Origin of the sequence: Chitinibacter sp. FCG-7 (assembly GCF_040047665.1) — a bacterium.
GTDB lineage: Bacteria > Pseudomonadota > Gammaproteobacteria > Burkholderiales > Chitinibacteraceae > Chitinibacter > Chitinibacter mangrovi.
This window is the reverse complement of sequence record NZ_CP157355.1, coordinates 781,456-806,483: the sequence shown is the minus strand read 5'-3', so window position 1 is coordinate 806,483 and position 25,028 is coordinate 781,456. Positions and strand designations below refer to the sequence as shown.

The following is a 25,028-nucleotide window of genomic DNA, read 5'->3' as shown; positions in this document are numbered from 1 at the left end:
GCTCGCTAGATTGTGAGTTATCTCTACGCCCCAAAAAAAGTAGGGCTATTTTAGCCGATTTGCCTTGATTATTCAGCTGCGGCTTGTTCGGCTTGCGCGGCGCGCTCGGCTTCGAGTTTGGCGATTTCAGCAGCTTTTTGCTCGGCGCGTTTGGCGGCAAATTTCGGGCGCAGCTGGTTCATCAGAATAATGTCGCGCGCTTTCATCAGCAGTAGCAGCCAAACGACCAGAATGGCGGCGTAAGCCATATTGTCGGTGCGCACGGTGGGTAGAAACTTTTCAATTAGCGGATTGATCACAAATTGCACGCTGCCCAGCACGGCCAGTAGCAAAACCACGGTGGAAATGGCCCGCTCGCGCAGGAAAGTGCCGCGCATCAGTACGCGCTGTTCCCAGCTGCTTAAACCCGCTAGTTCTGGGACATCATCCGGACGGAAGTAAAAAGCCATTGCAGTATTCCAAATGCAGTTTCAATGGCGGGCAATGTTACGGGAAAGTGCATATAAAGCAAGCCTGTAAGCGGCGCAGGCGCGCTTTTCTCCGGCGTTTTTGTGGCCTAGCGGGATGGGCGGCGTACAAGCGGCTTCCTGTTTTGCGGCCATCGTGTTATCAATACCGCATAAAAATGGAGACGATAGCAATGAGCAAGTGGATGAATAAGTGGATGTGTAAGCCATTGACCGTGGGGCCGCTCGCTGCGGCCTTGCTGGTAGGCAGTGTGACAATGACGGCGCAGGCCGATGGCGGCGCGGATGCGTCTGACGCTTCGGCCGTTGAGGCCGTGAAGCGGATTTCCGCGATGGATTTTACCCGCTCGCAGCTGAACGATATTTTATTGCCCGCGCATCAGCAGCTGGCGCAGGCCAGCGCGGCATTGTCGACGGCCAGCCGGGCTTTCTGTGCTGCGCCCGCCAGCGGCACTTTTGCGGCGATGCAGGCGCAGTACGTCAATACGCTGCTGGCGTGGCGCACCATTGAAATTGCCCCGCTGGGCCCGAGTGCCGAGCCCGAAGTCGGGCGCGTGATGGAAGGGCAGGCGCAGTCGCCCGCGCAGATTCTGACCTTAATCCCGCAGCAAACCAGCAAGGACATGGTTGATGGGCAGGCTGCATTTGAAGCGACCAAACTGCCCGCATGGGGTATCGGCTTCAAAGCCATAGAGTCATTGCTCTACACCGATAAACCTGCCCAGAGTATCGAGCGCTTGCGCCCGGCCGCGGCGTGCAGCTATCTGGTCTGGCAAACGCAGGTGGTGTCCTATCAGGCCGAAATCTTGCGCCGGGCCTGGCAGGGGCTCAGCCGTGGCGTGGCTTACGATATGAGCTATCCGCGCACCTACCAGACGCAATTATTCAACCGCATGATCGAAGGCGCGCGCGATCTGGAGCACAAAGTCGGCTTGCACCAGCCGCAATGGCTTGATCAGCGCGCAGGCGCAACGGTGCCCGCGCTCAAGGCCAATGTGGCGGGTTTGCGCGCTTTGCTGACCGGCGAGCCGCGCGCCATCGGGCTTGATGATTTTATGCTGAGCCGCGAAGATCAGCCGCGCTGGACGCTGATCGACAACGCGCTCAAGGCGCTGGAAGCTGCCTTGCCAGCAAACGATAAGGCGCTGACCAATGCTCAGGCGCGGCAAATCGTCGCCGCCGCCAACCGGCTGGCCGACGTCCTGGAAAAAGACCTCGCGCCCGCGATGAGCATCAAAATTGGCAAGGTAAAGCGCTAGTCTGTACTTGCCTTGGTCGCCGGCCTGTGATGTTTGAATCGTCGCAGGCCAGGTGGCCTTATTCCAGCTCATCGAGCAATTGCCCGCCCCAGCCCCAGTTTTCCTCACGCGTTTCGTCAAAGTTCACAATCACATACTCACGCGGCTTGCCCGCGATGCGCTCCATCGTGCTGGTCATTTCTTCAACGATCTGCTTTTTTTGCTCGCGGGTCAGCTCGCCTGCGAGGCGGACATGGATATACGGCATCTGCTTTTCCTTACAAAGTTTTAACAAAACGGTCACATCAGCAAACTATGATGCAGGCTTAGTTTTAGCCTGACTGGATTTTGCCGATGTTACACCGATTTTCACCCCTGTTTTTTGTGCTGCTGGTATTGCTAGTGAAACCGGCTTTTGCTGATCTGAATGTCGGTTTGCTGGTTTCACGCAATGCCGATCAGACGCTGGAGGACTGGCAGCCGATTCTGGATGATCTGGCGCTGGCCACCGGGCAGAAAGTGCGCGGCCAGGTGCTCAGTGATCGTGATGAGCTGCTGCGCCGCATGCAAAAAGGGCAAATCCAGATCGCGCGGGTGGACAATAAGCTGGCGCTGGATCTGGTGGAAAACGCCAAAGGCGAAGTGTTTGCCCGCCTGTCGCAAACGGGCAATATCAACGATTACCGCAGCGTGATGCTGGTCAAGAAAAACAGCCCGATTAAAAACGCCGACGATTTGCTCAATCGTCCCAAGCAATTGCGCTACGCGGGTGGCAAGCCGGGAACGACGGCCGAATATCTGATTCCGCATTACCATCTGTTTTTCAAGCGCAATGTGCTGCCCGAACAGTATTTCAAACAGAATCTACAGCTGGGTACCGAAGGCGCGTTTGTTGCGCTGGCGCAAGGGCAGGTGGATGTGGCGGTGAGCAATACCTTTGATCTGGAGCAGCTGAAAGAAAAATTCCCGCGCGATTTTTCGCAAATGCGCGTGGTGTGGGAGTCACCGCGTTTTGCATTTGACCCGCTGGTGATGCGCAGCGATTTGCCAGCGGCGCAAAAAGCGGCGATCAGCCAGTTTTTTACCAATTATGGCCGCACTGGCAGCAATACGGCGCTGGCCAAACAAAGGCTTTACTATGCCGATCAGCTGGCGGGTTTTGTGAAAGCCGATAATCGCAGCCTGCGCCAGGTGACCGATCTGCAGCTATTTCACGATCTGTTCCGGCTCACCTTTAATACCAAGCTCACCGCCGAGGCCAAAGTGGCGCAGGAGAAATCCTACTATCAGCGTTTTGACGCCCTGATCGCCTTGCTCGGCGGCGCTAAATAAAAGGTCGCGAGAATTTTTTATAAAAAAATGCAACGGGGGCTTGACGCACAAAAGCGCATCCCGTAACATGCGCAGCCTTGAGGGGGGATTACCCCAGCGGTCAACGGGTCCGGACTGTAAATCCGGCGGCTCAGCCTTCGAAGGTTCGAATCCTTCTCCCCCCACCAGTATGAAGAAAAAGCCCCAGTCGCAAGACTGGGGCTTTTTCGTGCGTGCCGAGGAAGCGAAGCTCGACGATAGCAGGTCTTGGCAGAGCCAAGCCCTAGTTAGCATTGTGAGCACCACTCGGCACTCATGTTTTATTCCCACACCCCCCGCCCTCTCCTTGAGAGGGGGCCTCGCTGCGCTCGATTGTCCTTATGCTGTGGTGGGGCTTCCCTGCAAGCTACGTCGGTACGGCGAAGCCTTATCCGACGAAGTAGCACGCGACTGGTCGGATAACGCACCTGGCAAGGCGCTCATCCGACCTAGATGGCTGGCCTAGCAATTGCCAAAATTATCCGAGTTGCCGCGTAGCGGGGCTTCGGACATCAGGGCGATTTGTTCGCGTAATTCCAGAATGCGGTTTTGCCAGTAGATGGGTGAATCAAACCACGGGAAAGCGGCGGGGAAGGCGGGGTCGTGCCAGCGGCGCGCGAGCCAGGCGCTGTAATGCAACAGCCGCAGCGTTCGCAAGGCTTCGAGCAGGTGCAGCTCGGCGGGGTCGAAATCGGCAAAGTCTTCGTAGCCAAACAAAATATCATTAAGCTGCGCCTGCTGTTCGTGCCGCTCGCCCGACAGCAACATCCACAAATCCTGAATTGCCGGGCTATTGCGCGCGTCGTCAAAATCAACAAAGTGCGGCCCGGCGTCGGTCCATAGAATATTGCTGGCGTGGCAGTCGCCGTGCAGGCGCAGCGTCGCCACGCGACCAGCGCGCTGGTAGCAGGCGTCAATGGCATCGAGCGCCTGTGTGCTCACGCTCTGATACGCTGCGCGCAAATCGGGCGGGATAAAGTCGCTGGCGAGCAAATACGCCACCGATTCACGGCCAAAATTGTCCGGCTGCAGAGCAGGGCGCTCGGTAAACGGCTGTTTCTGGCCGACCGCATGGATGCGCCCCAGAAAACGGCCTATCCACTCGCGCGTTTCGCGCTGATCCAGCTCGGGCGAGCGGCCGCCCCGGCGCGGAAAAATGGCGAAGCGAAAGCCTTGCTGCTGATCTTGCTCCGGATGGTGAGCAATATGCAGGGTATTGCCCTGTAGCTCAATGGGAGCAACGACTGGAATCTCATACCCCGCTAGCTCGGTGCTGAAGGCGTGTTCTTCCAGAATTTGCGCATTGCTCCAGCGCTCAGGGCGATAGAATTTGGCAACGATATAGCGACCCCAAGGATTGTCTTCTTCTAGGCCGATCTGGTAGACGCGGTTTTCATAGCTATTGAGCGCCAGCAGGTGGCCGGATGTACGCAGGCCCAGCCCTTCAATGGCGTTCAGAATTAGATCGGGATTGAGTTCGGCGTAGGGCGGGAGAGTTGCTGGGCTAGTCATGGTCGTGATCGGTCAGGTAATCGCCAGACCATACGGCAAAGCCGCCGCTTTGACCATTGCTAATTCGGCAGAAAAAATTATCCCGATCACCCTCGTGCGGGTAAAAAAGCCCCAATTCGGTGCAAGGCTTTGCGCCACGGGTACGGGATGGCCGATAATCTGGATGGGCTAAAGGTAAAATCGCTCACGCTTGATCGCTTCGTCTTGCTGCTCTGCGGCGCAGGTCTTGCGTGAATATGCTAGATCGCTACTGATCGCCTGACCCGTCTTTGTCCTGAGCCAGAAGGGTATTTCAATAATGCAATCGTCTGAACCCGCTACGGAATTATCGGTCTCGCTGCTGCCCGAGCTGGGCCTGCAGCGTCATTCTGAGCTGCAGGATCGCCGCAGGCAGCAAAGCCATCTGGCGCTGGTGCTGGGCTCATTGTCGCTGCTGGGCTGCGCGCTATTGGCGCTGGTCGCTGCGCCGGCCTGGCTGAGCTTTGGCTTGCCTTTGCCGCTGGCTGCGGTGTTTGTGTTTTTTGCTCATCGCTTGCGCCACGCCAGCCCAGCGCTGGCGGTGCTGTTCAATTACTGTGCAACGCTGCTGCCGCCTGTGCTGGTGGGCGTGTGGGCGCTGAATTTCTCATCTGTCCCTTCTGTGCTGGTGTTGCCATTTTTGCTGCAGCCGGTGCTGCTATTGTTGGCGTGCCTGCCGCTGCGCGCGTATGTGCTGGCCATTTTATATAACTTTGCGCTTGCTTCGCTGGTGGTGCTGACTGCGGATGTGCTGGCCAGTGTGGGCGCTTTGCTAGTGCTGCTGCTGATCAGCGCTTTGGGCGTTTACAAGCTGCTACGTGCGCTGCACAGCCAGCGGCGCTTGCGCGCCATGCGCCAGCGCGTGGCTGAAAACACCGAGAAAATGGCCGAGCGTAACCAGAAAATGCGCAAGCTGGCGCTGGAAGACCCGCTCACCGGGCTGGCCAATCGTTTGTGCCTGATCAACCAGCTGCGCCGCTTGCTGAAAAATCCGCATACCGAAGCCATTCACAGCGTGGTGTTTCTGATTGATCTGGATTTTTTCAAAACGGTGAATGACGAATACGGCCACGCGGCGGGCGATGCGCTACTGATCGAAATCGCCCAGCGCTTTAAGGCGCTGGTGCGCCGTGGTGATCTGGTCTGTCGGCTTGGTGGCGACGAATTTGTGATTCTGGTGCGGGGCCTCACTGGCCCCGAGCAAATCCGCGTGGTGGCCGACAAAATACTGGCGCGCCTCGCCGAGCCGGTGTGGTATCAGGAGCAGCGCCTGCCTCTGGGCGGCAGCGTGGGCATTGCGCCGTGGCTGCCCGAGTTGCGCTCGCCAGCCAGCTGGCTGCAGGCCGCCGATGATGCGATGTATCAGGCCAAAAGCGGCGGCCGCAACCGCTATGTGATCGCCGATTTGGTGCAAGCAAAAAATACGCCCCAGGAACAACAATGAGCTTATTGCAGATCGAACAACTGAGTTTGCGCTTTGGCGCTCAGGCCCGCGCGGTGGTGAGCGAGCTGGCATTAAGCCTGAATGCCGGCGAAAAGCTGGCGCTGGTGGGCGAATCGGGCTCGGGCAAAAGCGTGCTGGCGCGCGCTATCCTGCGGCTCGATAGCGATGTCTGCGCCAGCGGGCGCATGATCTTTGACGGTATTTCCTTGCTGGATGCGAGCCCGGTGCAATTGCGCACCATTCGCGGGCGGCGGATCGCGATGATTTTTCAGGAGCCGATGACGGCACTTAATCCGCTGCAAACCATTGGCCAGCAAATTGCCGAAGTATTGCACCTGCATGGGGGGTATAGCCCCAAAGCGCAGCGCCAGCGGGTGCTGGAGCTATTACACCGTACGGGTATTAGCGACGCCGAGCAAAAATTGCGGCGCTATCCGCATCAGCTGTCGGGCGGGCAACGCCAGCGGGTGATGATTGCGATGGCGCTGGCGGGCGAGCCCGAATTACTGATCGCCGACGAACCCACAACCGCGCTGGATGTCACCGTGCAGGCGCAGATTCTGACGCTGCTGGCCGATATTCAGCGCGAACGCGGCATGGCGGTATTGCTGATTTCGCACGATCTGAATCTGGTACGTCGCTTTGCCGACCGGGTGGCGGTGATGCGGCACGGGCGAGTGGTGGAAACCGCGCCAGTGGCCGAGCTATTTGCCGCGCCTAGCCACCCGTATACGCAGCAATTGCTCGCGGCGCGTCCGCAGCGGATTGCCATGCCCGCTTCTCCATCCCGGGCCGAGCCCTGCCTGAGCGCGCGTCAATTAAGCCACGCTTATCGGCAGGACGCGCCAGCCTGGCAATTTTGGCGGCAACACTGGCAAACCATTCTCGCACCGCTGGATTTGACTTTGCAGGCCGGCGAAACGCTGGCGATTGTCGGCGAATCGGGCAGCGGTAAAACCACTTTGGCGCTGTCTTTGCTGCGTTTACTGCAAGCGGGGCGGGGTGGCGGCACGCTGACCGTGGCCGGGCGTGATTTTAGCGCCTTGAGCGGCGCGGCTTTGCGAGCGGCGCGGCGCGATATCCAGATGGTGTTTCAGGACCCGTTTGCTGCCTTGTCGCCACGCATGAATGTCGGTGAGATTGTGGCCGAAGCGCTGCTAGTCCACGAGCCAGCCGCCACAGCGGCCGAGCGCGCCGACCGGGTGGCGCAGGTATTACAGGAAGTTGGCCTGGATTCGGCGCTGATGTCGCGTTATCCGCACGAGTTTTCCGGCGGCCAGCGCCAGCGCATCGCCATTGCCCGCGCGCTGATTTTAAAACCGCGCATTCTGATTCTGGACGAACCCACCTCGGCGCTGGACGCCACCGTGCAATTGCAGGTGCTGCAATTGCTGGCCGATTTGCAGCGCCTGCATGGCCTGAGCTATGTGCTGGTCAGCCACGATATGGCGGTGGTTCGCGCGCTGGCGCACCGCGTGCTGGTACTCAAAGCCGGGATTGTGCAGGAAGCAGCCGACGTCGAGCCGCTATTTACCCAGCCACGCAGCGACTACACCCGCCAATTGCTTAGCGCAATGTTTTAAGGCCTTCAAACACGAGGTCTAAAACGATGGAGCAGCTGTTGAGTGTCGAGTAGTCATAAAACCGCAGCTATATACGATTAGCGCAGCGTAATCGTATATATGGGTATTCTCCAAGAGTTTTTATGGGGTATTGCCATGTAAGTCATGCTAATTAATATCTTTGTGGTAATACCCGTGTAATTCTGTTTGTATGGTCATCAATCACTTGGTCAGAGAAGTGCCCCAATGCGCGGCCGAAGGCGATCGACAAGTTCGGAAATCCGCCGAAACCAGGTACTGGCACGATGGATGATTAATAGGAGCCATGATGAATCACATCAATCAAACAATATGGAAAAAGAATTTCGCTGGCTGGCTGATTACTGACGTTGCCGTGCGTGATCAAAACCTGCTCTATCTTTGCCTGCGCGAGGACATACCACACGAAAAAGCATCTGGTATGTGGGATCACGACATTAGAACCACCTTCTGCCTTATACGTCTTCACAAACCGGATGATCCACTCGGAAGCCTGATTTTCGAGGGTTACAACAAACCCCGGATTGGCGTCTCGCTACTGCCCAAGCCCCAGGGCTTGCTGGTTGCGCGCAACAACGATGGTCAGGTCTATCCAGTGGGCGGCGGGCAATCGAAGGACGAATTCATCGACCTCGGCAAAGTGCCAATGACTTGGCGGGTCAAGACGCTTGGCGGTTATGCGTATTCGGTGGGGCAAGGCCGGGCGATCTACAAACGTACGGATATTGGCAAATGGATGAAGCTGGATAAGGGTTTCCCAGCAGGCGATGCCACCACCGAGCAGGGTTTCGAGGACATGGATGCCTTCAGCGATTCGGACATGTACGCCGTCGGCGGCCACGGTGATGTGTGGCACTTTGATGGCGAACATTGGCAGCAAATGAGCTTCCCGAGCAACGTGCAGTTGGGCACAGTCACCTGCGCTGGCGACGGTCAGGTGTACATCAGCGGCGAAGGTGGCAGCCTGTGGGTGGGGCAGAAATCCAGCTGGACTCGCGTCTATCAGGGGGGCTCCAGCATCCTGTGGAATGATGTACTGTGGTTTGATGGCCAGCTCTGGCTGGCTTCGGATTACCAGTTCTGCACTTGGGATGGCCAGCGTCTGACACCCGTCGAGCACGCGGGCAAGCCGGTATTCATGAACGGCCACATGGATGCCCGAGACGGAATTCTGGCCATCGCCAATCAGGAATACGTGATGATCTTCGATGGCAAGACCTGGAGAACTATTGTGGCACCGTATCTCTGATGCTCGCGACCATTACCCCTCTGATTCAGCGCCATGCCGGCGATGCCGCGTTTTACTGGACGTTGAACGACAAGTCAGCGCTGTCGCCACGCCTGCAGCCCGAGCGGCTTAGATATTTCTTTGCTCTGTGCGCACTGGAATCTTGGCTGAACTGCGTGCTACCAACTCTTGCTTCAAACTAAAAGCTCGCTCGTTGCCGATATGATGCATGGCGCATCCGTAGCCAACCCCTGCACCAATGCACGACGCTGCATGCTAGTGCAATTCGAAAATACAAGCAGTACGGATAAAACAAAAGAAGGCAAGGGCTGCTGCCCCGGTCAAACAGGTCACCATCTATTATCCAGCGCCATGTTTAGTGATTGCTCGAAATCGGAATATAAAGCCAGTAAAGCCCCGACAATTTGCGTTGAAGGCGCATACAGTTCGAATGGCTCGCACGGCATGATTCACCGCAATATGCGGGACAATTTAGGAAAATTAGAAGACGCAGCAGGGAATAAAATCCCTTACAACACTCCAATCACCAAGAAGCAAGCTATCGATGAAGCGACAAAGTCGGTAGAGCAAACTTTTCCAACCGCAGGCTGTGACCCCAAATGCATTCGCGCCCAGCTCAATGAGTTTTATAAAGATCTTGATTGCACACCAAAGAGCCATCCGGGGGGATGAAGGAGATGCAGGCAAACAATCAGGCAATTCCATGCCTTAATTTCGGAGGCAATCCATGTCATTAGCAGACACATACTCAGAAGCATTTGATGGTTTTTTTATTTACGACTGCGCGCTCAGATCATCGGGCTATTGTTTTATTTTGGTAGAAACAACTAAAAATAATAATGATCGTGAGCCAAATAAGCGAATTGTTGGCTACTTTCCAGACTACGAAGGCCAACCGGTTATTTCTTGGCATGAATATCGTGGTTTTGAAAATCCTCATCTAGTCATTGCTTCCTCCCCTAAAGAGCAAGCGGTGATGGTCGGGCTCAGCGGCGCTGTTGCTGTTCTGGGTAGCGGCGAATCCGCTATGCAAGACTACATTCCCGGCGGCGATGAACAGCAACCGATTTTCGGTACAGCTTCTGCCTGCACCTCGATCAATGGCTATCTGTATGTTGCAGGAGGCTGGCGGCATGTCGCCAAGCGGGTCGACGCTAACCAATGGCTTGCCATCCATGATCGGCGTAGCATGCCTCACCCAACCAGTAAAAATGGCAGCAGTGATGGTGGCTTTAATGGCATTTCTGCCTTTAGCGAAGAAGATATCTACTGCGTCGGCGGCAAGGGCGATGTCTGGCGCTTTGATGGCAAAAAATGGCATCAGTGTCCGATGCCCACAAATATGAGGCTATGGAGCGTCTGCTGTGCAGGCGATGGGTTTGTCTATATCGGTGCGCAAAGCGGCTCCATCATCAAAGGTCGTGGAAATAACTGGAAAGTCATCCACCAAGGCGATCTGACCTTACCTTTCAAGGACATGGTCTGGTTTGACAACAAACTGTGGAGCACCTCGGATTACGGTTTGTGGACAGTGGAGAATGACCAGTTGATCGAATCTGATCTACCTAGCGACGTCATTGCCTGCTCGGGCAATCTGGCCGTAGGCTATGGCAAATTGCTACTCGCTGGCTTGCATGGCGCAACGGTTTACGACGGAAAGAAGTGGGAACGGCTGGTTTAGCAATTGGCGCGTGCGCTTGATCATCCGTCAAAGCAGGCCTCGCTTAAGCGAGTCAGTAGCAAATAATTAACCACCACCCGCACGAGCGGCCTGCCGTGCAGGCAACATTCAGCCTATCGTTTATAAACAAGCATTACCACCAAGGGGCTTTGTTGCAAAACCCCACCCCATTTGCTGTAAGCTTCCGTCATAACGACTGAATCTGCTTCCACCAAGAAACCAAAACAACGCTGTCGCACGACCAATTGGTCTGAGTATGGTGCCGCACTCAAGGTGCGTGGCTCTTTCATGATCTGGCTCGATAAGGACATGCAATGTTTTGTAGATCCAAGCGGTGAGAATGGCCGACCACAGCGATATGCAACAGAGCACATGCCGCAAGAGCATCATCCATCCCCAAGCCCATATCACACCCAAGTTCGTGCCGAGATTCAATCCTTGTCGTTGTCTGTCGATGCTTTAGCTGCCCAAGATAAGCTTACCAAGGTCATCGCGTGGAAATGGAAATCACCCAGTAATAGGCTAGCTAATTAAGGACTTTTGGTGGTATAGAGCTGTAGCAATTGTAGAGATTAAGCTTTGGCCATATACCCCTACTTATTGTTGCGATTGGCTTTGCGCCAATCCCAGGGCGGGGTGGGGTTTTGGTCTTGCCATAGGCCGGTTTGTTCGCTGCGGGCGGCGTCTTGCGCGGCCTGGTATAGAGCGTAGTCGCTGCGGCTTTGGGTTTTGGTGTAATGCGTGTAGTGCCAGGCCATACCGGCTTTGACCTGCTGCAAATTGATGTCCTGCTCATTTTTGCTGATGCGGGCTACGCCACGGCCATAGCGGTCTACATCGTCGATCGCGGCGCTGATCTGGCTGCCGTAAACCAGATCGGACAGTGATTTTTTGGCCGCCTGGCCAAAGGGCATGGCTTTTTCCGGCGAGTCGATATAGGCCAGACGCAGCTTGTATTGCCGATTGTCCTGATCAAGTACCGTAACCGTGTCGCCATCAGCGACGCCCACCACTTTGCCTTCAATTACGCTACCGGCGCTTAGCTTGCCTGGCGTCACGGCTTCCTGCTGTACGCAGGCCCAGGCGCCGATCAGTACAATCAGCAGTGCGCCAAGGCGCTGCTTCCAGTTGCTGGCGGTCAATAGACGGATTAATGCGCGTTGCTGGGTTTGGGTGATTTTCATTTTAGTGCGAACATCCTGTGGTCTGGGCTGGCGCCGTAAACCAGCCGGCCTTGATGGCCTGATACAGAATTACGGGCCAATCGAGTGTCTGCAAGCTGGGGCGCGCAGTATACACGTCGTAATTAACCGCTTTCAATTTGCTCAGTACCCGGTCGGCGGCCAGGACAATGCAGCGAATTTCCAGCCCGATCCGCCCCGGAAGTGCGCGCCCTAATGGTGAGCCAGCGCGCAGCATTTTGCGCGTGCGCTCGCACTGATACGCCATCAGGCGGGTAAAGGCGGTGTTGTGTTGTCGTGCAAACAGCATCTCTTCGCTCACGCCGAATTTGTGCAGCTCGTCCTGCGGCAGATAAATGCGGTCTTTGCCCAGATCAATTGCCACATCCTGCCAGAAATTGACCAATTGCAAGGCGGTGCAGATGCCATCCGACTGCGCCAGCATTTTGGCGTCCGAAAAGCCAAAAATATGCAGCAAAATCCGCCCCACCGGATTGGCCGAGCGGCGACAGTAGTCAATGACTTCGCCAAAATCCTGATAACGGGTTTTCACCACATCCTGTCGGAAGGCCGAAAACAGGTCTTCAAACAGCGAGAGCGGAATCTGATAGCGCGCAGCCACCGGCACCAGCGCTTGAAAACGCGGCGTGAGCGGGGTCTGGCCTGCGGCGATGCGCGCCAGCTCGGCGCTGCATTCATTCAGGGCGGCGATGCGCTCGGCGGCGCTGGCATCGCCCTCATCAGCCAGATCATCGGCATAGCGGGCAATGTGATACACCACGGCAATCGGCTGGCGAAACACGCGGGGCAGCAGGAAGGAGCCGACCGGAAAGTTTTCATAATGCTGGACCGTTTGTCCTGGTGTGATCATGACAATACCTTAATTTAAACTGACTAAATCTGGTGTAATCGAGCCTGGCTGCTATAGTGGGCAGACGTAAATTCATTACGTACCTACTAATTCAATCAAGGGGAAAACGATGTTGAAAAAACTGCTCATTACCGTACTAGCCAGCTTTGCCTTGATGGCGTCCGCCTGGGCTGTGGTGGATATTAACACTGCCAACCAGCAACAGCTGGAGTCGCTCAAAGGCATTGGCCCGGAAAAAGCCAAGGACATTATCGACTATCGCAGCAAAAACGGCGCGTTTAAAACTGCCGAAGACATTATGAAAGTGCCAGGCATCAAGGAGGGCACTTTTGCCAAAATCAAGAGCGAGATCAGTGTAGGCGGCAAAGTGGCTGCGCCTGCCGCTGCCAAAGCACCGAAAGCGAGCAAACCTGCAGCCAGCGTTGCCGCCAAAAAATAATCCTGCCCGACTTCAGTCCACCCCGGCGTGTCCGGGGTTTTTTTCTGCGTGCTTTCTGCCGTGAAAACGATACGCCGCCACATTGCGCTTGTATAATGCACGGTTTCGCATCGTTTATACCGATAAATACCCATGATTCGTAAACTGATAGGCAAAGTATTGCGTCGCCCCGGCAAGCGTATTTTGCACGCCAAACACTATGGCATTCGTCGTGATCAACTGCATTCGGGCGCGCTCAAAGTGTGTGACCGGCTGCAGGACGCAGGCTATGAAGCCTATATCGTGGGCGGTGCGGTGCGCGATTTGCTGCTAGGCAAATCACCCAAGGATTTTGACGTGGCCACCAGCGCCACTCCCGAGCAGGTGCGCCATGTGTTCCACCGCTCGCGCATTATTGGTCGCCGTTTCCGTATCGTTCACGTACCGTTCTACGATCGTGGCGGCGAAGAAATTATCGAAGTGACCACTTTCCGTGGCAGCGCCGATTCACCCACTGACGCCAGCGGGCGCATCATCCGCGACAATGTGTACGGTACTTTGGAAGAAGACGCATCGCGCCGCGACTTTACCGTGAATGCGCTGTATTACGACCCCAATAGCGATGAAATTATCGACTTTCATCACGGTGCGGAAGATCTGGAAAAGCTGCAACTGGTGATGATTGGTGACCCGGTCAAGCGTTACCACGAAGACCCGGTGCGCATGCTGCGTGCCACGCGCCTGTCGGCCAAACTGGGCTTGCAGATTGCCGCCGATACCGCCAAGCCGATCAAGGAACACGCCGCTTTGCTGGAAAATATCCCGTCGGCGCGCCTGTTCGACGAAATGATGAAGCTCTTGCTCTCGGGCAAGGCCTGGGATTGCCTGCAATCCTTGCGCGTGTACGGGCTGCATCGCCCACTGTTTCCGCTGCTTGATAAACTGATGAGCCAGAAAGAAACCACAACGTTTCTTAAGCAGGCGCTGCTCAATACCGATCAGCGCTTGGCTGAAGATAAGCCCGTTTCGGCAGGTTTCCTGTTTGCGGCCTTGTTGTGGCACGAAGTAGAAGCGGTATGGCAGAAGAAAATCGCCGCAGGCGAGCACAAAGTGCCTGCGCTGGTTGAGGCGATGAACGAAGTGGAAGCCAAAGTCACCAAACGGCTGGCGATTCCAAATCGTTACAGCGCGGCGATGAAGGAAATCTGGCTGTTGCAGCCGCGCTTTGAGCTGCGTGCAGGCCAGAAGCCCTTCCGCTTGATCGAGCAGCCGCGTTTTCGCGCTGCGTATGATTTTCTGCTGTTGCGTGCCGAATGTGGTCTGGTGGAAAAAGAGCTGGCCGATTGGTGGACCCAATTTCAGGCCTGCGATGACAGCACGCGCGAAGTGCTGATCAGCGAAGCCATTGCCGCAGGCAAGGGCGGCGAGGTGGAAAAAGCCAAACGCCGCAAACGCTCGCGCACCCGCAAACCGGCCGCCGCCAAGCCCGTAGCAGCGAAAAGCGAATAATGACCATTGCCTATATCGCCTTGGGTGCCAATCTGGGCGACCCAAGCGCGCAGCTGCGCGACGCGCTGCGCTTGATCGCGGCGTTGCCGCACACCCAGCTGCTGGCCAGCTCGGCTTTTTATGCCAGCGCGCCAGTCGGTTACGCCGATCAGCCTGATTTTGTGAATGCCGTCTGCGCGGTGAAAACCGAGCTGTCTGCGCCCGATCTCCTGGCCGCTTTGCTCGCGCTGGAATTGCAGCAAGGGCGTGAGCGTAGCTTTAAAAATGCGCCGCGCACGCTGGATCTGGACGTGGTGCTCTACGGCAATGAGCTAATCGATCTGCCCCAGTTGCAAATACCCCATCCACGTATGCATCAGCGCGCCTTTGTGCTATTGCCTTTGCTGGAGATAGCCCCCGATATTCATATTCCGGGTCATGGCGCGGCAACGCAGTTTATTGCCGATGTGATCGATCAGGAACTCTATCGCCTTGAGGGCTGATGGCGGCGTAGAGCCAAGCTGATTTCGCTCAGTGCCAAACCAAAAGAGACCAAAAGTCATCATGCAGCGTTACTTCGCCTGGTCGCACTACTTGTGCTGTATCTGGGTACTGTCTTGGGCTTAGCGCCTTGCCTGAGCCCTTTTGTCCACCTGCTGAGCAGGAGCTTGGTTTGCCGCAGCTGACAAATCGCGCAATATTGCCATTTTATGATTAAAACAGTCGATTTTAACGATCCAGTGCTTTAGCATCACACCAAGGTTTGATTTTTGCATTGCACCACGAGTGCGCATTTTAACGACGGCTTGATTACCCATCATGAAAACGACACTTTCGACTCTGAGAAAAATGAAACAGGATGGCGCCAAAATCGCCATGCTGACCTGTTATGACGCCAGTTTTGCCACGCTGTTGGACGAAGCCGGTGTGGATATCCTGCTGGTTGGCGATTCGCTCGGCAATGTGATTCAAGGCCACGGCACGACGCTGCCGGTGACTGTGGACGATATGGTCTACCACACCAAGGCGGTGGTGCGCGGCACGCAAAAAGCGCTGGTGCTGGCCGATCTGCCATTTGCCAGCTATCAGGCCTCGCACGTTCAGGCCTATGAAAACGCCGCACGGCTGATGGCGGCAGGCGCTGAGATGGTCAAAATCGAAGGCGGCGCGGTGATGGTCGATACCGTTGATTTTCTGGTGCAACGCGGCATTCCGGTCTGCGCGCACATTGGCTTGCAGCCGCAATCAGTGCATGTGTACGGCGGCTACAAGGTGCAGGGTAAAACCGAAACCGAAGCCGAAATCCTCAAGCGCGATGCGCTGGCGCTGCAAGCTGCCGGTGCGGCGATGGTGTTGATGGAAATGGTACCCGCCAGCGTGGCCGCTGAAGTCACCGAATCCTTGCATGTGCCCACCATCGGTATCGGTGCTGGCGTGCAAGTCGATGGTCAGGTGCTGGTGCTGCACGATATGCTCGGCGTGTATCCGGGCAAAAAAGCCCGCTTTGTCAAAAACTTCATGAGTGGCGGCGTGAGCAGCATTCAGGCTGCGGTTGAGGCCTACGTCAAATCGGTGAAAGCGCTGACTTTCCCGACCGAAGAACATTCGTTTTAAATGCAGACATCCCCGATGGACGCTTACCTGCGCGCCAGCGATGCCATTGATTTTGCCAATCCGGCCATTGCAGAGCTGGCCAAGCGCCTGCGTGAACAGGCGGGCTCGGCGGATGCGCGGGTCATTGCGGCGCAGTGTTTTAACTGGGTGCGCGATCACATCGAGCATTGCATTGATTTTTCCCGCGAAGAAGTCCCTGTCAGTGCCTCTCAAACGCTGGCGGTAGGAACCGGCTTTTGCTTTGCCAAAAGCCATTTGCTGGCTGCACTCTTGCGCGCCAATGCCATCCCCTGCGGTTTTGTTTACCAGCGGCTCACGGTGGACGGCCCCGCGCCAGTCTATTGCCTGCACGGGCTGAATGCCGTGTATCTGCCGGACTTGGGCTGGTATCTCTGTGATGCGCGTGGCAATTCGAAACCCGGCATCCATGCCTATTTTCAGCCACCGCAGCAAACTTTGGCCTATCCAGTGCAATATCCGGGCGAATGTCTGTATGAGGGCATCTACGCCGAGCCCTGGCCAGCGCTCTTATCCGCGCTGAGCGATTGCCGCAGTGTCAGCCACTGGCGGGCAGCGCCGATTGATCTTTTGCCTCCTGATTTAACCTCTTTACGCTGAGCTGATGATGAAAATTATCCATACCATCTCCGAATTGCGCGAATGGCGCAAAACCGTGGGCACCGTGGCGTTTGTGCCGACCATGGGCAATCTGCACGCGGGGCATATGTCGCTGATTGAGGCGGCAAAGCAGCAAGCGGCACATACCGTGGTGAGTATCTTTGTGAATCGCCTGCAATTTGGCCAAGGCGAAGACTTTGACCGCTACCCGCGCACCTTGCAAAGCGACGCCGACATCATTGCCGCGCACGGTGGGGTGGATGTGATTTTTGCGCCCGATGAAAAAGAGCTGTATCCGAATGTGATCCAGCAATATCAGGTCAACCCGCCTGCGATTGCCGAAGAGCTCTGCGGCGCATTCCGCCCCGGGCATTTCCGTGGCGTTGCGACGGTGGTGACCAAATTATTCAACATCGTTGAAGCCGATGTCGCCTGTTTTGGTAAAAAAGACTACCAGCAGCTGGCGGTGATTCAAGGCATGGTGGCCGATCTGAATACCCCGATTCGCATTGTGCCGGTGGACACCGGCCGTGCGAGCGATGGCCTGGCGCTGTCATCGCGCAATGGCTTTTTGAATGAATCACAGCGTGCCGAAGCGCCGCGCCTGTTTTATCATTTGAGCCGGATGAAAACGGCCATCGAAAACGGCGAGCGCGATTATTCCAGACTGGCGATTGAAACCGTCACCGATCTGCGCGTGCGCGGCTGGCTGGAAGTCGATTACGTCGAAACCCGCAACGCACTCACACTCAAGCCCGCCGCCAGCACCGATAAACACCTAGTCATCCTAATCGCCGCCCGCATCGGCACCACACGGCTAATTGACAATATTGAAGTGAATTTGTGATTGGTGGGGTATGTGGCTGCAGGCTAATTTTTGATTGTTCTGTATCCATATACCTGCTTTGAATTGGCGATATTCAGATGGGTGTTGATATGGTTGAAAATGAACTGAACAAGCCCCTTCCCCCTTGATGGGGGAAGGTTGGGATGGGGGTGGAAATGTTTGATTTGGCGATAGATCCAACATATCACCCTCACCCTAGCCCTCTCCCGTCAAGGGAGAGGGAACAAAAGCAATTCCACGGCTCAAAAAGCCATCAACACGTAATCTGAACATGACCTTTGAATTGCTGGCGTGTGAAATGGGCTGCACTGCTTGGCTAGCTCAACTGGCCAGCTGTTCCTGAATCATAAGGACACGCGATGTTTCAAGGCTCCATGCCGCAACTGATGGCTGCGTATAACCAGTGGCAAAACCAGCAGGTGTATGCGGCCGCCGGACAATTGAGCGCTGCGCAGTTGATGGCTGATCGTGGCGCTTTTTTTGGCTCGGTACAGGCGACATTGGATCATATTCTGTGGGGGGATCTGGTCTGGCTGGCGCGCTTTACGGGAGGAGCCTTGCCTGCTAGCCCGGCGGGCGAGCTGCTGTATGTGCACTTTGCCGATCTGCACGCGGCACGCATCGCGCTGGATGCGCGACTGATTGATTGGGCTGCGAGCTTAAGCGCAGATTGGCTTAACGAGCCGGTGACTTGGACCAGCAAAATGTATGGCTTTACGCAGACCATCCCGCGCTGGGTACAGGTGCAGCATCTGTTTAACCATCAGACGCATCACCGTGGGCAGGTGGGTACTTTGCTCAAGCAGTTCGGGCTGGATGTCGGGGTAACCGATATTCCGATGTTGCCGATACTCAACGCCGTTTGAGCGATTGAAGACGCCGGTCACTGGATACTCGCTGGAGGCAATATGGCAGAGCATAGCAGGGATAACAGCAGCGATCAGATTCTGCGTTTTGGCCGGGCATATACCCGTGCGGTGGTTTATCTGCAGCTGGGGCTGGGCGTGTTATTACTGCTGGTGGCGTATCACACCGGCTTTGAGCGCGCTGCTTTGCTGCTGGGTGGGCAATCGAGCAGCGGGCAGATTGTGCGTTATGAGCCTGTGGCGCCCGTTCGCTCCAGCAATGCGCCCTGGTTTAAAGCGGTTGTGCAGTTTCGGCTGGATACGCAGCTGATTGAATTTGCCGACTGGAATAGCCGCGAATACGCCGGCGGTGTACCCAGTGATGTGGCGGTGCTCTACGATCCACATCAGCCGCAACAAGCCATGATCCGGCGCGGCAATCTGCTGGACTGGATGCCTTGGGCACCCGCAGGCCTGCTGGGGGCTTTGCTGCTGCTGGTGGGCTTGAGGGGCTGCTTGCACCGGGTGTGTCAAACAACTAAATTAAGGGGTATTGCCGTGTAGGCCTTGTTGTATTTGGTCTGCAGAGCAATACCTGCTTGGTCTTATTTGAGTTTATTCCAATTGGCGATGGCTTCTTTTTTATTACTGCCTTGCTGGCTGATGGCGCTGCAATTGCCATTTTTGCCTAGTTTGCTGCATTGCACCCAAAAACGGTTTGAACCGGCTTTATGTTGTTCAGCTGGCGCACCACATTTGGGGCAGGGTTGGGGGCTTACTACGGGGGCTTGGTCGCTCATTTATTGGCCTTTCGCTACACAATCAGGCTGCTAAGGATAGCGCGTTGGCGCTGAAATTTCAGCGCTTAATTCACCCGATTTACCCGTGAATGATAAAAAACCGCCGATTGAGTCAAGCAAATCGGCGGCTGAAAGTCCCCTGAGCGACTCTTCTTCTTTTTAATGCACAGCTTGCAGCATTTCCTCGACGACTTTTTTCGCGTCGCCAAATACCATCATCGTTTTGTCCATATAGAACAAATCATTATCTAAACCGGCGTAGCCCGCGCTCATCGAGCGTTTCACCACCATCACGGTGCGCGCTTTGTACACGTCCAGAATCGGCATGCCGTAGATCGAGCTATTCGGGTCATTTTTTGCTGCCGGATTAACGACGTCGTTTGCACCAATGACCAGCACCACGTCGGCACTGGAAAATTCGCTATTGATTTCTTCCATCTCAACGACGCGTTCGTACGGCACTTCGGCCTCCGCCAACAGCACATTCATATGCCCCGGCATGCGACCTGCGACCGGGTGAATCGCGTAGCGCACATCGACACCGCGCTCGGTCAGCAGATCAGTCAACTCCTGCAAGGCATGCTGAGCGCGTGATACCGCCAAGCCGTAGCCCGGAATGATGATGACTTTTTCGGCGTTTTCCATCAGGAAAGCCGCGTCGTCGGCCGAGCCGGAGCGATAGTTTTTCTGGCCACTACCCGCTGCGCCACCGGCTGCCACCTCAGCACCAAAGCCGCCGAGCAACACCGACACAATCGAGCGATTCATCGCCTTGCACATGATGTAGGACAGAATCGCCCCCGATGCGCCAACGCAAGCGCCAGCGATAATCAGCACCGGATTATTGAGCGTAAAGCCAATGCCCGCCGCCGCCCAACCCGAGTATGAGTTCAGCATCGACACCACCACCGGCATATCCGCGCCGCCGATTGGAATAATCAGCAGCACACCGAGTGCCAGCGCAATCGCGACCATCATCAGGAACGCGGCTTGGCTGCCAGTGGCGTAAAAAGCAAAGCCAAGGCCAATCATCGCCAGTGCCAAGATCAAATTGAGCGCATGCTGGCCGCCAAAATTGATCGCGCGCGCGCCAAATTTGCCCGACAATTTGCCGTAGGCGACGACCGAAGCGGTAAAGGTAATCGCGCCGATAAACGCGCCGATAAATAGCTCGATTTGCTGTGCGCCTGTGTGTGACACTCCGGTGTGAAAAACGGCGGCGACGGCAATCAGCACCGCCGACAAACCGACCAGCGAGTGCATCGCGGCGACCAATTCCGGCATGGCTGTCATCGCCACCGTGCGCGCCTTGTAAGCACCCACGATTGCGCCAGCCACCATCGCGCCGACGATCAGCCAGACGACGGGTTTATTGGCGACAAAAAAAGTCGTCGCGACGGCAATCGCCATCCCGATCATGCCGTACAGATTGCCGCGCACAGCGGTTTTTGGCGATGAGAGGCCGCGTAGCGACAGGATAAACAGCACGGCGGCAAGGAGGTAGAGCAGGGCAGTGAGGCTAGCCATGATTATTTACCTTTAGCTTTAAACATATCGAGCATGCGCTGCGTGACCAAAAAGCCACCAAAGATATTGATACTGGCGAGGAAAATCGCGATTGCGCCTAACACACTGGTGAGCGTGATCTGCTGCGCATTGATGTCGACGACTTGCAGCATCGCGCCGACAACGATAATCCCCGAGATAGCGTTGGTGACCGCCATCAGCGGTGTGTGCAGGGCGGGCGTGACATTCCAGACGACGTGGTAGCCGACGAAAATGGCCAGCACGAAAATCGTCAGGCTGGCGATAAAGGGATCGCTGGCCGCAGCGTCGTGCACCGCACTGAGCGGAAGATGCGCTGCGCTAGAGGCTGCCAGTGCTAGGCTTGACATGGAGATTCCTCAAGGTGTTGAGTGGGGGTATGTGCTGTGGATGCTTTAGTTGATTGATCTGCAGCGAAATACACGCTACCGGCATGCGTAACGAGCGTGGCTTTGATAATGTCGTCATCCAGTTGTGGCGCGTAGTGGCCTTCTTTATTCAGTAATAAACCAATGAAAGTCAGCACATTGCGCGCAAACATGGCTGAGGCGTCAGTGGCGACCAGCGCAGGCAAGTTGGCGTGGCCGACGATAATGACGCCGTTGTCGCTCTGTACCACTTCATCGTTACGCGACAGCGGGCAATTGCCGCCGCTGGGGCCGCCCTCATTCAAACCACGTCCTATGGCCAGATCGATAATCACCGAACCCGCTTTCATCGCGGCGACGGTTTCAGGTGTGATCAACACCGGCGCGGGTTTGCCCGGAATCAGCGCGGTGGTAATGATGATGTCGGCGCTGGTGGCTTGTTGCGCAATCAGCGCACTTTGGCGGGCTTTATAGTCGTCGGACATTTCCTTGGCGTAGCCACCGGTGTGCTCGAACGCCGCGCGTTCTTCTGCATTAAGCTCGACCTCGATAAATTTCGCACCGAGGGATTCAACCTGCTCACGCGTCGCAGGGCGAACGTCGAACACTTCTACAATCGCCCCGAGGCGTTTCGCGGTAGCAATCGCCTGCAAACCGGCGACGCCTGCACCTAGAATCAAGACTCGCGCTGGTTTCACCGAGCCAGCTGCCGTCATAAACATCGGCATAAAGCGCGGGAAATAATGCGTGGCGAGCAGCACCGCGCGGTAGCCGGCGATATTGGCCTGGCTGGATAACACATCCATGCTCTGGCCACGGGTAATGCGCGGGATGAGTTCGAGCGCATAGGTGTCAATTTCTTTTGCCGCCAAAGCCGGCAAAGACTCAAAGCGATGAATATTCATTTGCGCCACCAGCACCGAGCGAGCTGCATAAAGCGCGATTTCATGGGTATTGGGCTGGTTGACTTTCAGAATAAGCGCTGCATGGCGATACAGCTGGGTAGTATCTGCCGCAATCTCGGCGCCTGCCGCCAGGTAATGCTCGTCAGACCATGTTGCGGCAAGGCCCGCATGGTGTTCAACCAGCACCCGATGGCCTTGTTGCACCAGTTTTTTTACTGTATCGGGCGAAGCGGCCACGCGGGTTTCCCCTGGCTGCGTTTCTTTTGGCACCACGATCTGCATCGTTTTCTTATCCTTTTAAGCAGGCGAAATAAGCGGGAAGGAGCAGGTAGGCAAGTGGACAAATGCCCTGCACAGCGGCTTTATTTAGCCCCAAACGGGCGTGGCGCTGTTTGATGCAAAACAAATCAGGGAAAAACCTGAGCAGATGGTGCTGCTTTTGGCGCAAAAACTTGTTCGACATCAAATCTTCATACAATGCTATTGATAATAATTCGCATTTGCACGATAATCATTCTCATCTTATTTAAACCTTACAGGGTGATCAGAATGAACGCATACCTAGTCGGTGCCGATGTGCTGGGCAATATTCCGCAAGTGCTGGCGCAGCACGGCATTGCAGTGCAAAAACACGTGAGCGGGCGCAATGTGGCGCACCAGCGCAAACCGCCCAGCCTGAATGGCGCGGACTTGCTGATTCTGTTTACCGATTTTCTGAGCCACAACGTGATGAAGGCCTACCGCGAGCTGGCCAATGAAGAGAACGTACGCTTCGTCGCCTGCCGCCGCTCGGTCTGTGCCTTGAGCCAAAGCCTGGAAAAGCTCAACGAAGTGCGCGACTGCACCGAATGCCCGAAGCGCAAGAAGTGCAAATAAGCCGCTGTGTAGTCAGAAAAAAGGGTGCTACAAATCTGACACTTCGAGATTAAAACTCGTCTAATTTTTGGTCATCCATTAACCTTTGAGCAGCGAAAAAGTTACCTTGGAGGGGAAATGATGATGAAAAAACTACTACTGCCCATGCTGCTGGCTTCTGCGTTTGTACAAGCGCAAACCGTGGTCTTTGAAGACAACTTTGATAAAGATTTGAGCCAATGGGTCGGGCAAGGCGGGGAAGCTAATTCCCCGATGTTCACGTCGATTGAACAAGATCCACTCAATCCTGAAAACAAAGTCGCGCGGTTTAATAAGCCGGTGAATATTGGTGATATTTTTACCAAGCAGAAATTCCCGGCTGGCAAGTACAAAATTGTTTTTGATTATCTCGGGACCTGCGGCAATAACTGTGGCGGTACACTGGGTATTGATGAAGGCACTCCGGGTCGTAAAGAATACTGGATCGCCAGTACTGCACGCGGCTTTCCCAATACGCTTAAAGACAGTAAAAAATGGGAACATTACGAGATCGAATTCAAAGGCCGCTTTGATTTCCATATTAAATGGGAACAATGGGATTCAGCCAATGGCTCAGGCAAAGACGCCTACATTGATAATCTGAAACTGATCAGTCTGGAAGCCGCCAAGCCAGAAGAAGCCAAAGCCGCTGTTGTTGCTCCGGTATTGGGTGGTGCGCCAGGGCCTGCAACACCGCAATCAGTGATGTACTTTACCGCTTGGGGTAAACACAACAGCCAGTTTTACGTGAAAAATCTCGATGTCAGTGGCGCAGCCGGCAAGATCACGGTACTTGAATACGCCTTTGGGAATGTGAAAGACAACCGTTGTGTTGTGGGCGTAGATAAAGCGGGTGTCGGTGCTGCGGGTGATGATTACTGGAATCCAGTGGATGCCGCTTTCACCCTCGATGGCAAAGAAGATCAAGGCGACAATGGTCTTTATGGCCATTGGAATCAGCTCAAACAGCTCAAGAAAAAGTACCCCAATCTGAAAGTTGTGATCAGTCTGGGTGGCTGGACTTGGTCTAAATATTTCTCTGATGCAGCACTACCAGCAAATCGCGAAGCGTTTGTGAAATCCTGTGTGGATGCCTACATCAAAGGCAATGTACCTAATCAGGAAGGTAAAGTCGTACCAGGCTTGGCCGCAGGTGTATTTGACGGCTTTGACATCGATTGGGAATATCCAGCCTCCGCAGGCAATGACGGTAATATTGTTCGTCCTGAAGATACACAGAATTTTACCGCGCTATTGGCCGAATTCCGCAAACAAATCGACGCGGTTAAACCAGGTCTATTGCTAACCATCGCCGCGCCTGCAGCTGCGAGTAAATCAGAAAAAATCGAACTTGATAAAATTGCGCCATCGCTGAACTGGATCAACTTGATGACTTATGACTTCACTGGCCCATGGTCAGCGACAACAGGTCACCATGCCACTTTGATTGGCGGCGCGAAAGATCGCGTATCCGTGGATAGCACGGTCGATGATTATCTGGGGCGTGGCGTGCCATCGAATAAAATCGTGTTGGGCGTGCCATTCTATGGTTATGGCTGGACTGTCAGCAGCATGGAAAACAATGGACTATACCAACCCGTCATCGCCAAGGCCAAAGGCCCAATTGAGGAAGGTAGTGCACCTTATTCATACCTCAAAACCTTGCCCGGCACCGTGCATCGCGACGAAAAAACCCGTGCGGTTTGGAAAGTGAATGGCAAAGACGTCTGGGTTTATGATGACGTGCAATTGCTGAAAGAAAAAATCGAATTTGCCAAAAAGAAAAAGCTGGGCGGTATTATGGCTTGGGAGTTATCGCAAGACACACCTGATGCTGAATTGGTCGATACGATTTATAAAGGCATGATCAAAAAGTAAGCGACACATGCCATGCTGCCCGGGAATTATTTGGGTGACGTGCATTGATCGGCACTTTCCATAAAAACTCGGGCAGCCATCGCGCTGTCCGAGTTTTTTTATAAAGATTTAATATTGAATAAATGATTATCTGTCGAGCTGGATTGATTATTGGCATATTTGTTTAGAATCAAATTAAATAACGATCATGTTATGT

General features: G+C 55.2%; 29 protein-coding genes, 1 tRNA gene and 1 pseudogene. 20 read left to right on the top strand and 11 right to left on the bottom strand.

All coding sequences use genetic code 11. The features are described 5' to 3' along the window. Window positions 1-68: 68 nt before the first annotated feature. Window positions 69-449, bottom strand: a complete 381-nt coding sequence (locus ABHF33_RS03680) for a hypothetical protein (RefSeq protein ID WP_348945699.1) — start codon at window positions 447-449, stop codon at window positions 69-71. A 191-nt stretch (window positions 450-640) separates the two neighbouring features. Here ABHF33_RS03680 and ABHF33_RS03675 point away from each other — a divergent pair, with 191 nt between their 5' ends. After that, entirely contained in the window at window positions 641-1,726 is a 1,086-nt protein-coding gene (locus ABHF33_RS03675) for an imelysin family protein (RefSeq protein ID WP_348945698.1), read from the top strand. A 58-nt stretch (window positions 1,727-1,784) separates the two neighbouring features. Here ABHF33_RS03675 and ABHF33_RS03670 read toward each other — a convergent pair whose 3' ends face one another. Then, window positions 1,785-1,973: a tautomerase family protein gene (locus ABHF33_RS03670; RefSeq protein ID WP_348945697.1), complete on the bottom strand. Its 189-nt coding sequence runs from the start codon at window positions 1,971-1,973 to the stop codon at window positions 1,785-1,787. A gap of 86 nt (window positions 1,974-2,059) precedes the next feature. On the opposite strand from ABHF33_RS03670, the gene phnD reads away from it, so the two are divergent. Further along, on the top strand, window positions 2,060-3,037 hold the full coding sequence (gene phnD, locus ABHF33_RS03665) for a phosphate/phosphite/phosphonate ABC transporter substrate-binding protein (protein WP_348945696.1): 978 nt from the start codon (window positions 2,060-2,062) through the stop codon (window positions 3,035-3,037). Between the two features lie 81 nt (window positions 3,038-3,118). Beyond that, window positions 3,119-3,204 (top strand) — tRNA-Tyr (locus ABHF33_RS03660). 313 nt (window positions 3,205-3,517) lie between these two features. Here ABHF33_RS03660 and ABHF33_RS03655 read toward each other — a convergent pair. Then, window positions 3,518-4,567, bottom strand: coding sequence for a serine/threonine protein kinase (locus tag ABHF33_RS03655; protein WP_348945695.1), 1,050 nt, complete (start codon window positions 4,565-4,567; stop codon window positions 3,518-3,520). Between ABHF33_RS03655 and ABHF33_RS03650 the strand changes: the two genes are divergently transcribed. From ABHF33_RS03650 to ABHF33_RS16915, 7 genes and pseudogenes are all read left to right on the top strand, one after another. Further along, complete coding sequence (locus ABHF33_RS03650) at window positions 4,566-4,739, top strand: hypothetical protein (RefSeq protein WP_348945694.1); 174 nt, start codon at window positions 4,566-4,568, stop codon at window positions 4,737-4,739. The genes ABHF33_RS03655 and ABHF33_RS03650 overlap by 2 nt on opposite strands. 126 nt (window positions 4,740-4,865) lie before the next feature. Then, on the top strand, window positions 4,866-6,029 hold the full coding sequence (locus ABHF33_RS03645) for a GGDEF domain-containing protein (protein ID WP_348945693.1): 1,164 nt from the start codon (window positions 4,866-4,868) through the stop codon (window positions 6,027-6,029). After that, on the top strand, window positions 6,026-7,612 hold the full coding sequence (locus ABHF33_RS03640; RefSeq protein ID WP_348945692.1) for an ABC transporter ATP-binding protein: 1,587 nt from the start codon (window positions 6,026-6,028) through the stop codon (window positions 7,610-7,612). Before ABHF33_RS03645 ends, ABHF33_RS03640 begins: the two co-directional genes overlap by 4 nt. Before the next feature lie 304 nt (window positions 7,613-7,916). After that, on the top strand, window positions 7,917-8,879 hold the full coding sequence (locus tag ABHF33_RS03635) for a hypothetical protein (RefSeq protein ID WP_348945691.1): 963 nt from the start codon (window positions 7,917-7,919) through the stop codon (window positions 8,877-8,879). Window positions 8,880-9,131: 252 nt separating this feature from the next. Further along, window positions 9,132-9,551, top strand: a complete 420-nt coding sequence (locus tag ABHF33_RS03630) for an HNH/endonuclease VII fold toxin-2 domain-containing protein (RefSeq protein ID WP_348945690.1) — start codon at window positions 9,132-9,134, stop codon at window positions 9,549-9,551. A gap of 55 nt (window positions 9,552-9,606) precedes the next feature. Further along, on the top strand, window positions 9,607-10,560 hold the full coding sequence (locus ABHF33_RS03625; RefSeq protein WP_348945689.1) for a WD40/YVTN/BNR-like repeat-containing protein: 954 nt from the start codon (window positions 9,607-9,609) through the stop codon (window positions 10,558-10,560). Between the two features lie 189 nt (window positions 10,561-10,749). Further along, a pseudogene (locus ABHF33_RS16915) lies at window positions 10,750-10,923 on the top strand (IS5/IS1182 family transposase); the annotation flags it as partial. Between the two features lie 230 nt (window positions 10,924-11,153). On the opposite strand, the gene ABHF33_RS03620 reads toward ABHF33_RS16915, so the two are convergent. Together ABHF33_RS03620 and hpnC are read right to left on the bottom strand one after the other, a co-directional pair. Further along, window positions 11,154-11,744 carry a thermonuclease family protein gene (locus ABHF33_RS03620; RefSeq protein WP_348945688.1) on the bottom strand — a complete coding sequence of 197 codons (591 nt, stop codon included), beginning with the start codon at window positions 11,742-11,744 and terminating at the stop codon, window positions 11,154-11,156. Between the two features lies 1 nt (window position 11,745). After that, entirely contained in the window at window positions 11,746-12,612 is an 867-nt protein-coding gene (hpnC, locus tag ABHF33_RS03615; protein WP_348945687.1) for a squalene synthase HpnC, read from the bottom strand. Between the two features lie 109 nt (window positions 12,613-12,721). On the opposite strand from hpnC, the gene ABHF33_RS03610 reads away from it, so the two are divergent. The 3 genes from ABHF33_RS03610 (at window position 12,722) to folK (ending at window position 15,021) form a co-directional block, all read left to right on the top strand. Beyond that, window positions 12,722-13,051, top strand: a complete 330-nt coding sequence (locus ABHF33_RS03610; protein WP_157314041.1) for a ComEA family DNA-binding protein — start codon at window positions 12,722-12,724, stop codon at window positions 13,049-13,051. A gap of 132 nt (window positions 13,052-13,183) precedes the next feature. Further along, window positions 13,184-14,539 (top strand): polynucleotide adenylyltransferase PcnB, encoded by a 1,356-nt coding sequence (gene pcnB, locus ABHF33_RS03605; RefSeq protein WP_348945686.1) that lies wholly within the window; start codon window positions 13,184-13,186, stop codon window positions 14,537-14,539. Further along, window positions 14,539-15,021, top strand: coding sequence for a 2-amino-4-hydroxy-6-hydroxymethyldihydropteridine diphosphokinase (folK, locus tag ABHF33_RS03600; protein ID WP_348945685.1), 483 nt, complete (start codon window positions 14,539-14,541; stop codon window positions 15,019-15,021). The genes pcnB and folK overlap by 1 nt, the downstream gene beginning before the upstream one ends. Window positions 15,022-15,141: 120 nt before the next feature. On the opposite strand, the gene ABHF33_RS03595 is transcribed toward folK, so the two are convergent. Next, window positions 15,142-15,339, bottom strand: a complete 198-nt coding sequence (locus tag ABHF33_RS03595; protein ID WP_348945684.1) for a hypothetical protein — start codon at window positions 15,337-15,339, stop codon at window positions 15,142-15,144. Here ABHF33_RS03595 and panB point away from each other — a divergent pair. The 5 genes from panB to ABHF33_RS03570 all read left to right on the top strand — a co-directional run bounded on the left by panB (window position 15,338) and on the right by ABHF33_RS03570 (window position 19,006). Beyond that, complete coding sequence (gene panB / locus ABHF33_RS03590; RefSeq protein ID WP_157314037.1) at window positions 15,338-16,132, top strand: 3-methyl-2-oxobutanoate hydroxymethyltransferase; 795 nt, start codon at window positions 15,338-15,340, stop codon at window positions 16,130-16,132. The two genes, ABHF33_RS03595 and panB, sit on opposite strands and share 2 nt — an antisense overlap. Continuing rightward, entirely contained in the window at window positions 16,133-16,750 is a 618-nt protein-coding gene (locus tag ABHF33_RS03585) for a transglutaminase-like domain-containing protein (protein WP_348945683.1), read from the top strand. 7 nt (window positions 16,751-16,757) lie between these two features. Next, window positions 16,758-17,597: a pantoate--beta-alanine ligase gene (panC, locus tag ABHF33_RS03580; protein WP_348946594.1), complete on the top strand. Its 840-nt coding sequence runs from the start codon at window positions 16,758-16,760 to the stop codon at window positions 17,595-17,597. 359 nt (window positions 17,598-17,956) lie between these two features. Beyond that, a complete protein-coding gene (locus ABHF33_RS03575) occupies window positions 17,957-18,463 on the top strand; it encodes a DinB family protein (protein ID WP_348945682.1) in 507 nt (168 codons plus the stop codon). Window positions 18,464-18,505: 42 nt separating this feature from the next. Beyond that, window positions 18,506-19,006, top strand: coding sequence for a DUF3592 domain-containing protein (locus ABHF33_RS03570; protein WP_348945681.1), 501 nt, complete (start codon window positions 18,506-18,508; stop codon window positions 19,004-19,006). Between the two features lie 41 nt (window positions 19,007-19,047). On the opposite strand, the gene ABHF33_RS03565 is transcribed toward ABHF33_RS03570, so the two are convergent. The 5 genes from ABHF33_RS03565 to ABHF33_RS03545 form a co-directional block, all read right to left on the bottom strand. Further along, window positions 19,048-19,242: a Lar family restriction alleviation protein gene (locus ABHF33_RS03565; RefSeq protein WP_348945680.1), complete on the bottom strand. Its 195-nt coding sequence runs from the start codon at window positions 19,240-19,242 to the stop codon at window positions 19,048-19,050. A gap of 159 nt (window positions 19,243-19,401) precedes the next feature. Beyond that, complete coding sequence (locus tag ABHF33_RS03560) at window positions 19,402-20,769, bottom strand: NAD(P)(+) transhydrogenase (Re/Si-specific) subunit beta (protein ID WP_348945679.1); 1,368 nt, start codon at window positions 20,767-20,769, stop codon at window positions 19,402-19,404. A gap of 2 nt (window positions 20,770-20,771) precedes the next feature. Continuing rightward, window positions 20,772-21,137, bottom strand: a complete 366-nt coding sequence (locus ABHF33_RS03555) for a proton-translocating transhydrogenase family protein (RefSeq protein WP_432803955.1) — start codon at window positions 21,135-21,137, stop codon at window positions 20,772-20,774. Continuing rightward, entirely contained in the window at window positions 21,125-22,342 is a 1,218-nt protein-coding gene (locus tag ABHF33_RS03550) for a Re/Si-specific NAD(P)(+) transhydrogenase subunit alpha (RefSeq protein WP_348945678.1), read from the bottom strand. The genes ABHF33_RS03555 and ABHF33_RS03550 overlap by 13 nt, the downstream gene beginning before the upstream one ends. Before the next feature lie 7 nt (window positions 22,343-22,349). Next, on the bottom strand, window positions 22,350-22,523 hold the full coding sequence (locus tag ABHF33_RS03545; RefSeq protein WP_348945677.1) for a hypothetical protein: 174 nt from the start codon (window positions 22,521-22,523) through the stop codon (window positions 22,350-22,352). Window positions 22,524-22,609: 86 nt separating this feature from the next. On the opposite strand from ABHF33_RS03545, the gene ABHF33_RS03540 reads away from it, so the two are divergent. Beyond that, window positions 22,610-22,936 (top strand): DUF2325 domain-containing protein, encoded by a 327-nt coding sequence (locus tag ABHF33_RS03540; protein WP_348945676.1) that lies wholly within the window; start codon window positions 22,610-22,612, stop codon window positions 22,934-22,936. Window positions 22,937-23,053: 117 nt separating this feature from the next. Further along, complete coding sequence (locus ABHF33_RS03535; protein ID WP_348945675.1) at window positions 23,054-24,832, top strand: glycoside hydrolase family 18 protein; 1,779 nt, start codon at window positions 23,054-23,056, stop codon at window positions 24,830-24,832. Window positions 24,833-25,028 lie beyond the last annotated feature (196 nt).

Coding starts and splice junctions, on each gene's coding strand:
- pcnB (WP_348945686.1), top strand. CDS start 13,184: ATGATTCGTAAACTGATAGGCAAAGTATTGCGTCGCCCCGGCAAGCGT.
- ABHF33_RS03655 (WP_348945695.1), bottom strand. CDS start 4,567: ATGACTAGCCCAGCAACTCTCCCGCCCTACGCCGAACTCAATCCCGAT.
- ABHF33_RS03565 (WP_348945680.1), bottom strand. CDS start 19,242: ATGAGCGACCAAGCCCCCGTAGTAAGCCCCCAACCCTGCCCCAAATGT.
- ABHF33_RS03570 (WP_348945681.1), top strand. CDS start 18,506: ATGGCAGAGCATAGCAGGGATAACAGCAGCGATCAGATTCTGCGTTTT.
- ABHF33_RS03670 (WP_348945697.1), bottom strand. CDS start 1,973: ATGCCGTATATCCATGTCCGCCTCGCAGGCGAGCTGACCCGCGAGCAA.
- panC (WP_348946594.1), top strand. CDS start 16,758: ATGAAAATTATCCATACCATCTCCGAATTGCGCGAATGGCGCAAAACC.
- ABHF33_RS03555 (WP_432803955.1), bottom strand. CDS start 21,137: ATGTCAAGCCTAGCACTGGCAGCCTCTAGCGCAGCGCATCTTCCGCTC.
- ABHF33_RS03630 (WP_348945690.1), top strand. CDS start 9,132: ATGCTAGTGCAATTCGAAAATACAAGCAGTACGGATAAAACAAAAGAA.
- panB (WP_157314037.1), top strand. CDS start 15,338: ATGAAAACGACACTTTCGACTCTGAGAAAAATGAAACAGGATGGCGCC.
- phnD (WP_348945696.1), top strand. CDS start 2,060: ATGTTACACCGATTTTCACCCCTGTTTTTTGTGCTGCTGGTATTGCTA.
- folK (WP_348945685.1), top strand. CDS start 14,539: ATGACCATTGCCTATATCGCCTTGGGTGCCAATCTGGGCGACCCAAGC.
- ABHF33_RS03575 (WP_348945682.1), top strand. CDS start 17,957: ATGTTTCAAGGCTCCATGCCGCAACTGATGGCTGCGTATAACCAGTGG.
- ABHF33_RS03680 (WP_348945699.1), bottom strand. CDS start 449: ATGGCTTTTTACTTCCGTCCGGATGATGTCCCAGAACTAGCGGGTTTA.
- ABHF33_RS03585 (WP_348945683.1), top strand. CDS start 16,133: ATGCAGACATCCCCGATGGACGCTTACCTGCGCGCCAGCGATGCCATT.
- ABHF33_RS03650 (WP_348945694.1), top strand. CDS start 4,566: ATGGTCGTGATCGGTCAGGTAATCGCCAGACCATACGGCAAAGCCGCC.
- ABHF33_RS03540 (WP_348945676.1), top strand. CDS start 22,610: ATGAACGCATACCTAGTCGGTGCCGATGTGCTGGGCAATATTCCGCAA.
- ABHF33_RS03595 (WP_348945684.1), bottom strand. CDS start 15,339: ATGATGGGTAATCAAGCCGTCGTTAAAATGCGCACTCGTGGTGCAATG.
- ABHF33_RS03610 (WP_157314041.1), top strand. CDS start 12,722: ATGTTGAAAAAACTGCTCATTACCGTACTAGCCAGCTTTGCCTTGATG.
- ABHF33_RS03550 (WP_348945678.1), bottom strand. CDS start 22,342: ATGCAGATCGTGGTGCCAAAAGAAACGCAGCCAGGGGAAACCCGCGTG.
- ABHF33_RS03675 (WP_348945698.1), top strand. CDS start 641: ATGAGCAAGTGGATGAATAAGTGGATGTGTAAGCCATTGACCGTGGGG.
- ABHF33_RS03620 (WP_348945688.1), bottom strand. CDS start 11,744: ATGAAAATCACCCAAACCCAGCAACGCGCATTAATCCGTCTATTGACC.
- ABHF33_RS03545 (WP_348945677.1), bottom strand. CDS start 22,523: ATGTCGAACAAGTTTTTGCGCCAAAAGCAGCACCATCTGCTCAGGTTT.
- ABHF33_RS03560 (WP_348945679.1), bottom strand. CDS start 20,769: ATGGCTAGCCTCACTGCCCTGCTCTACCTCCTTGCCGCCGTGCTGTTT.
- ABHF33_RS03645 (WP_348945693.1), top strand. CDS start 4,866: ATGCAATCGTCTGAACCCGCTACGGAATTATCGGTCTCGCTGCTGCCC.
- ABHF33_RS03535 (WP_348945675.1), top strand. CDS start 23,054: ATGATGATGAAAAAACTACTACTGCCCATGCTGCTGGCTTCTGCGTTT.
- ABHF33_RS03625 (WP_348945689.1), top strand. CDS start 9,607: ATGTCATTAGCAGACACATACTCAGAAGCATTTGATGGTTTTTTTATT.
- ABHF33_RS03635 (WP_348945691.1), top strand. CDS start 7,917: ATGATGAATCACATCAATCAAACAATATGGAAAAAGAATTTCGCTGGC.
- hpnC (WP_348945687.1), bottom strand. CDS start 12,612: ATGATCACACCAGGACAAACGGTCCAGCATTATGAAAACTTTCCGGTC.
- ABHF33_RS03640 (WP_348945692.1), top strand. CDS start 6,026: ATGAGCTTATTGCAGATCGAACAACTGAGTTTGCGCTTTGGCGCTCAG.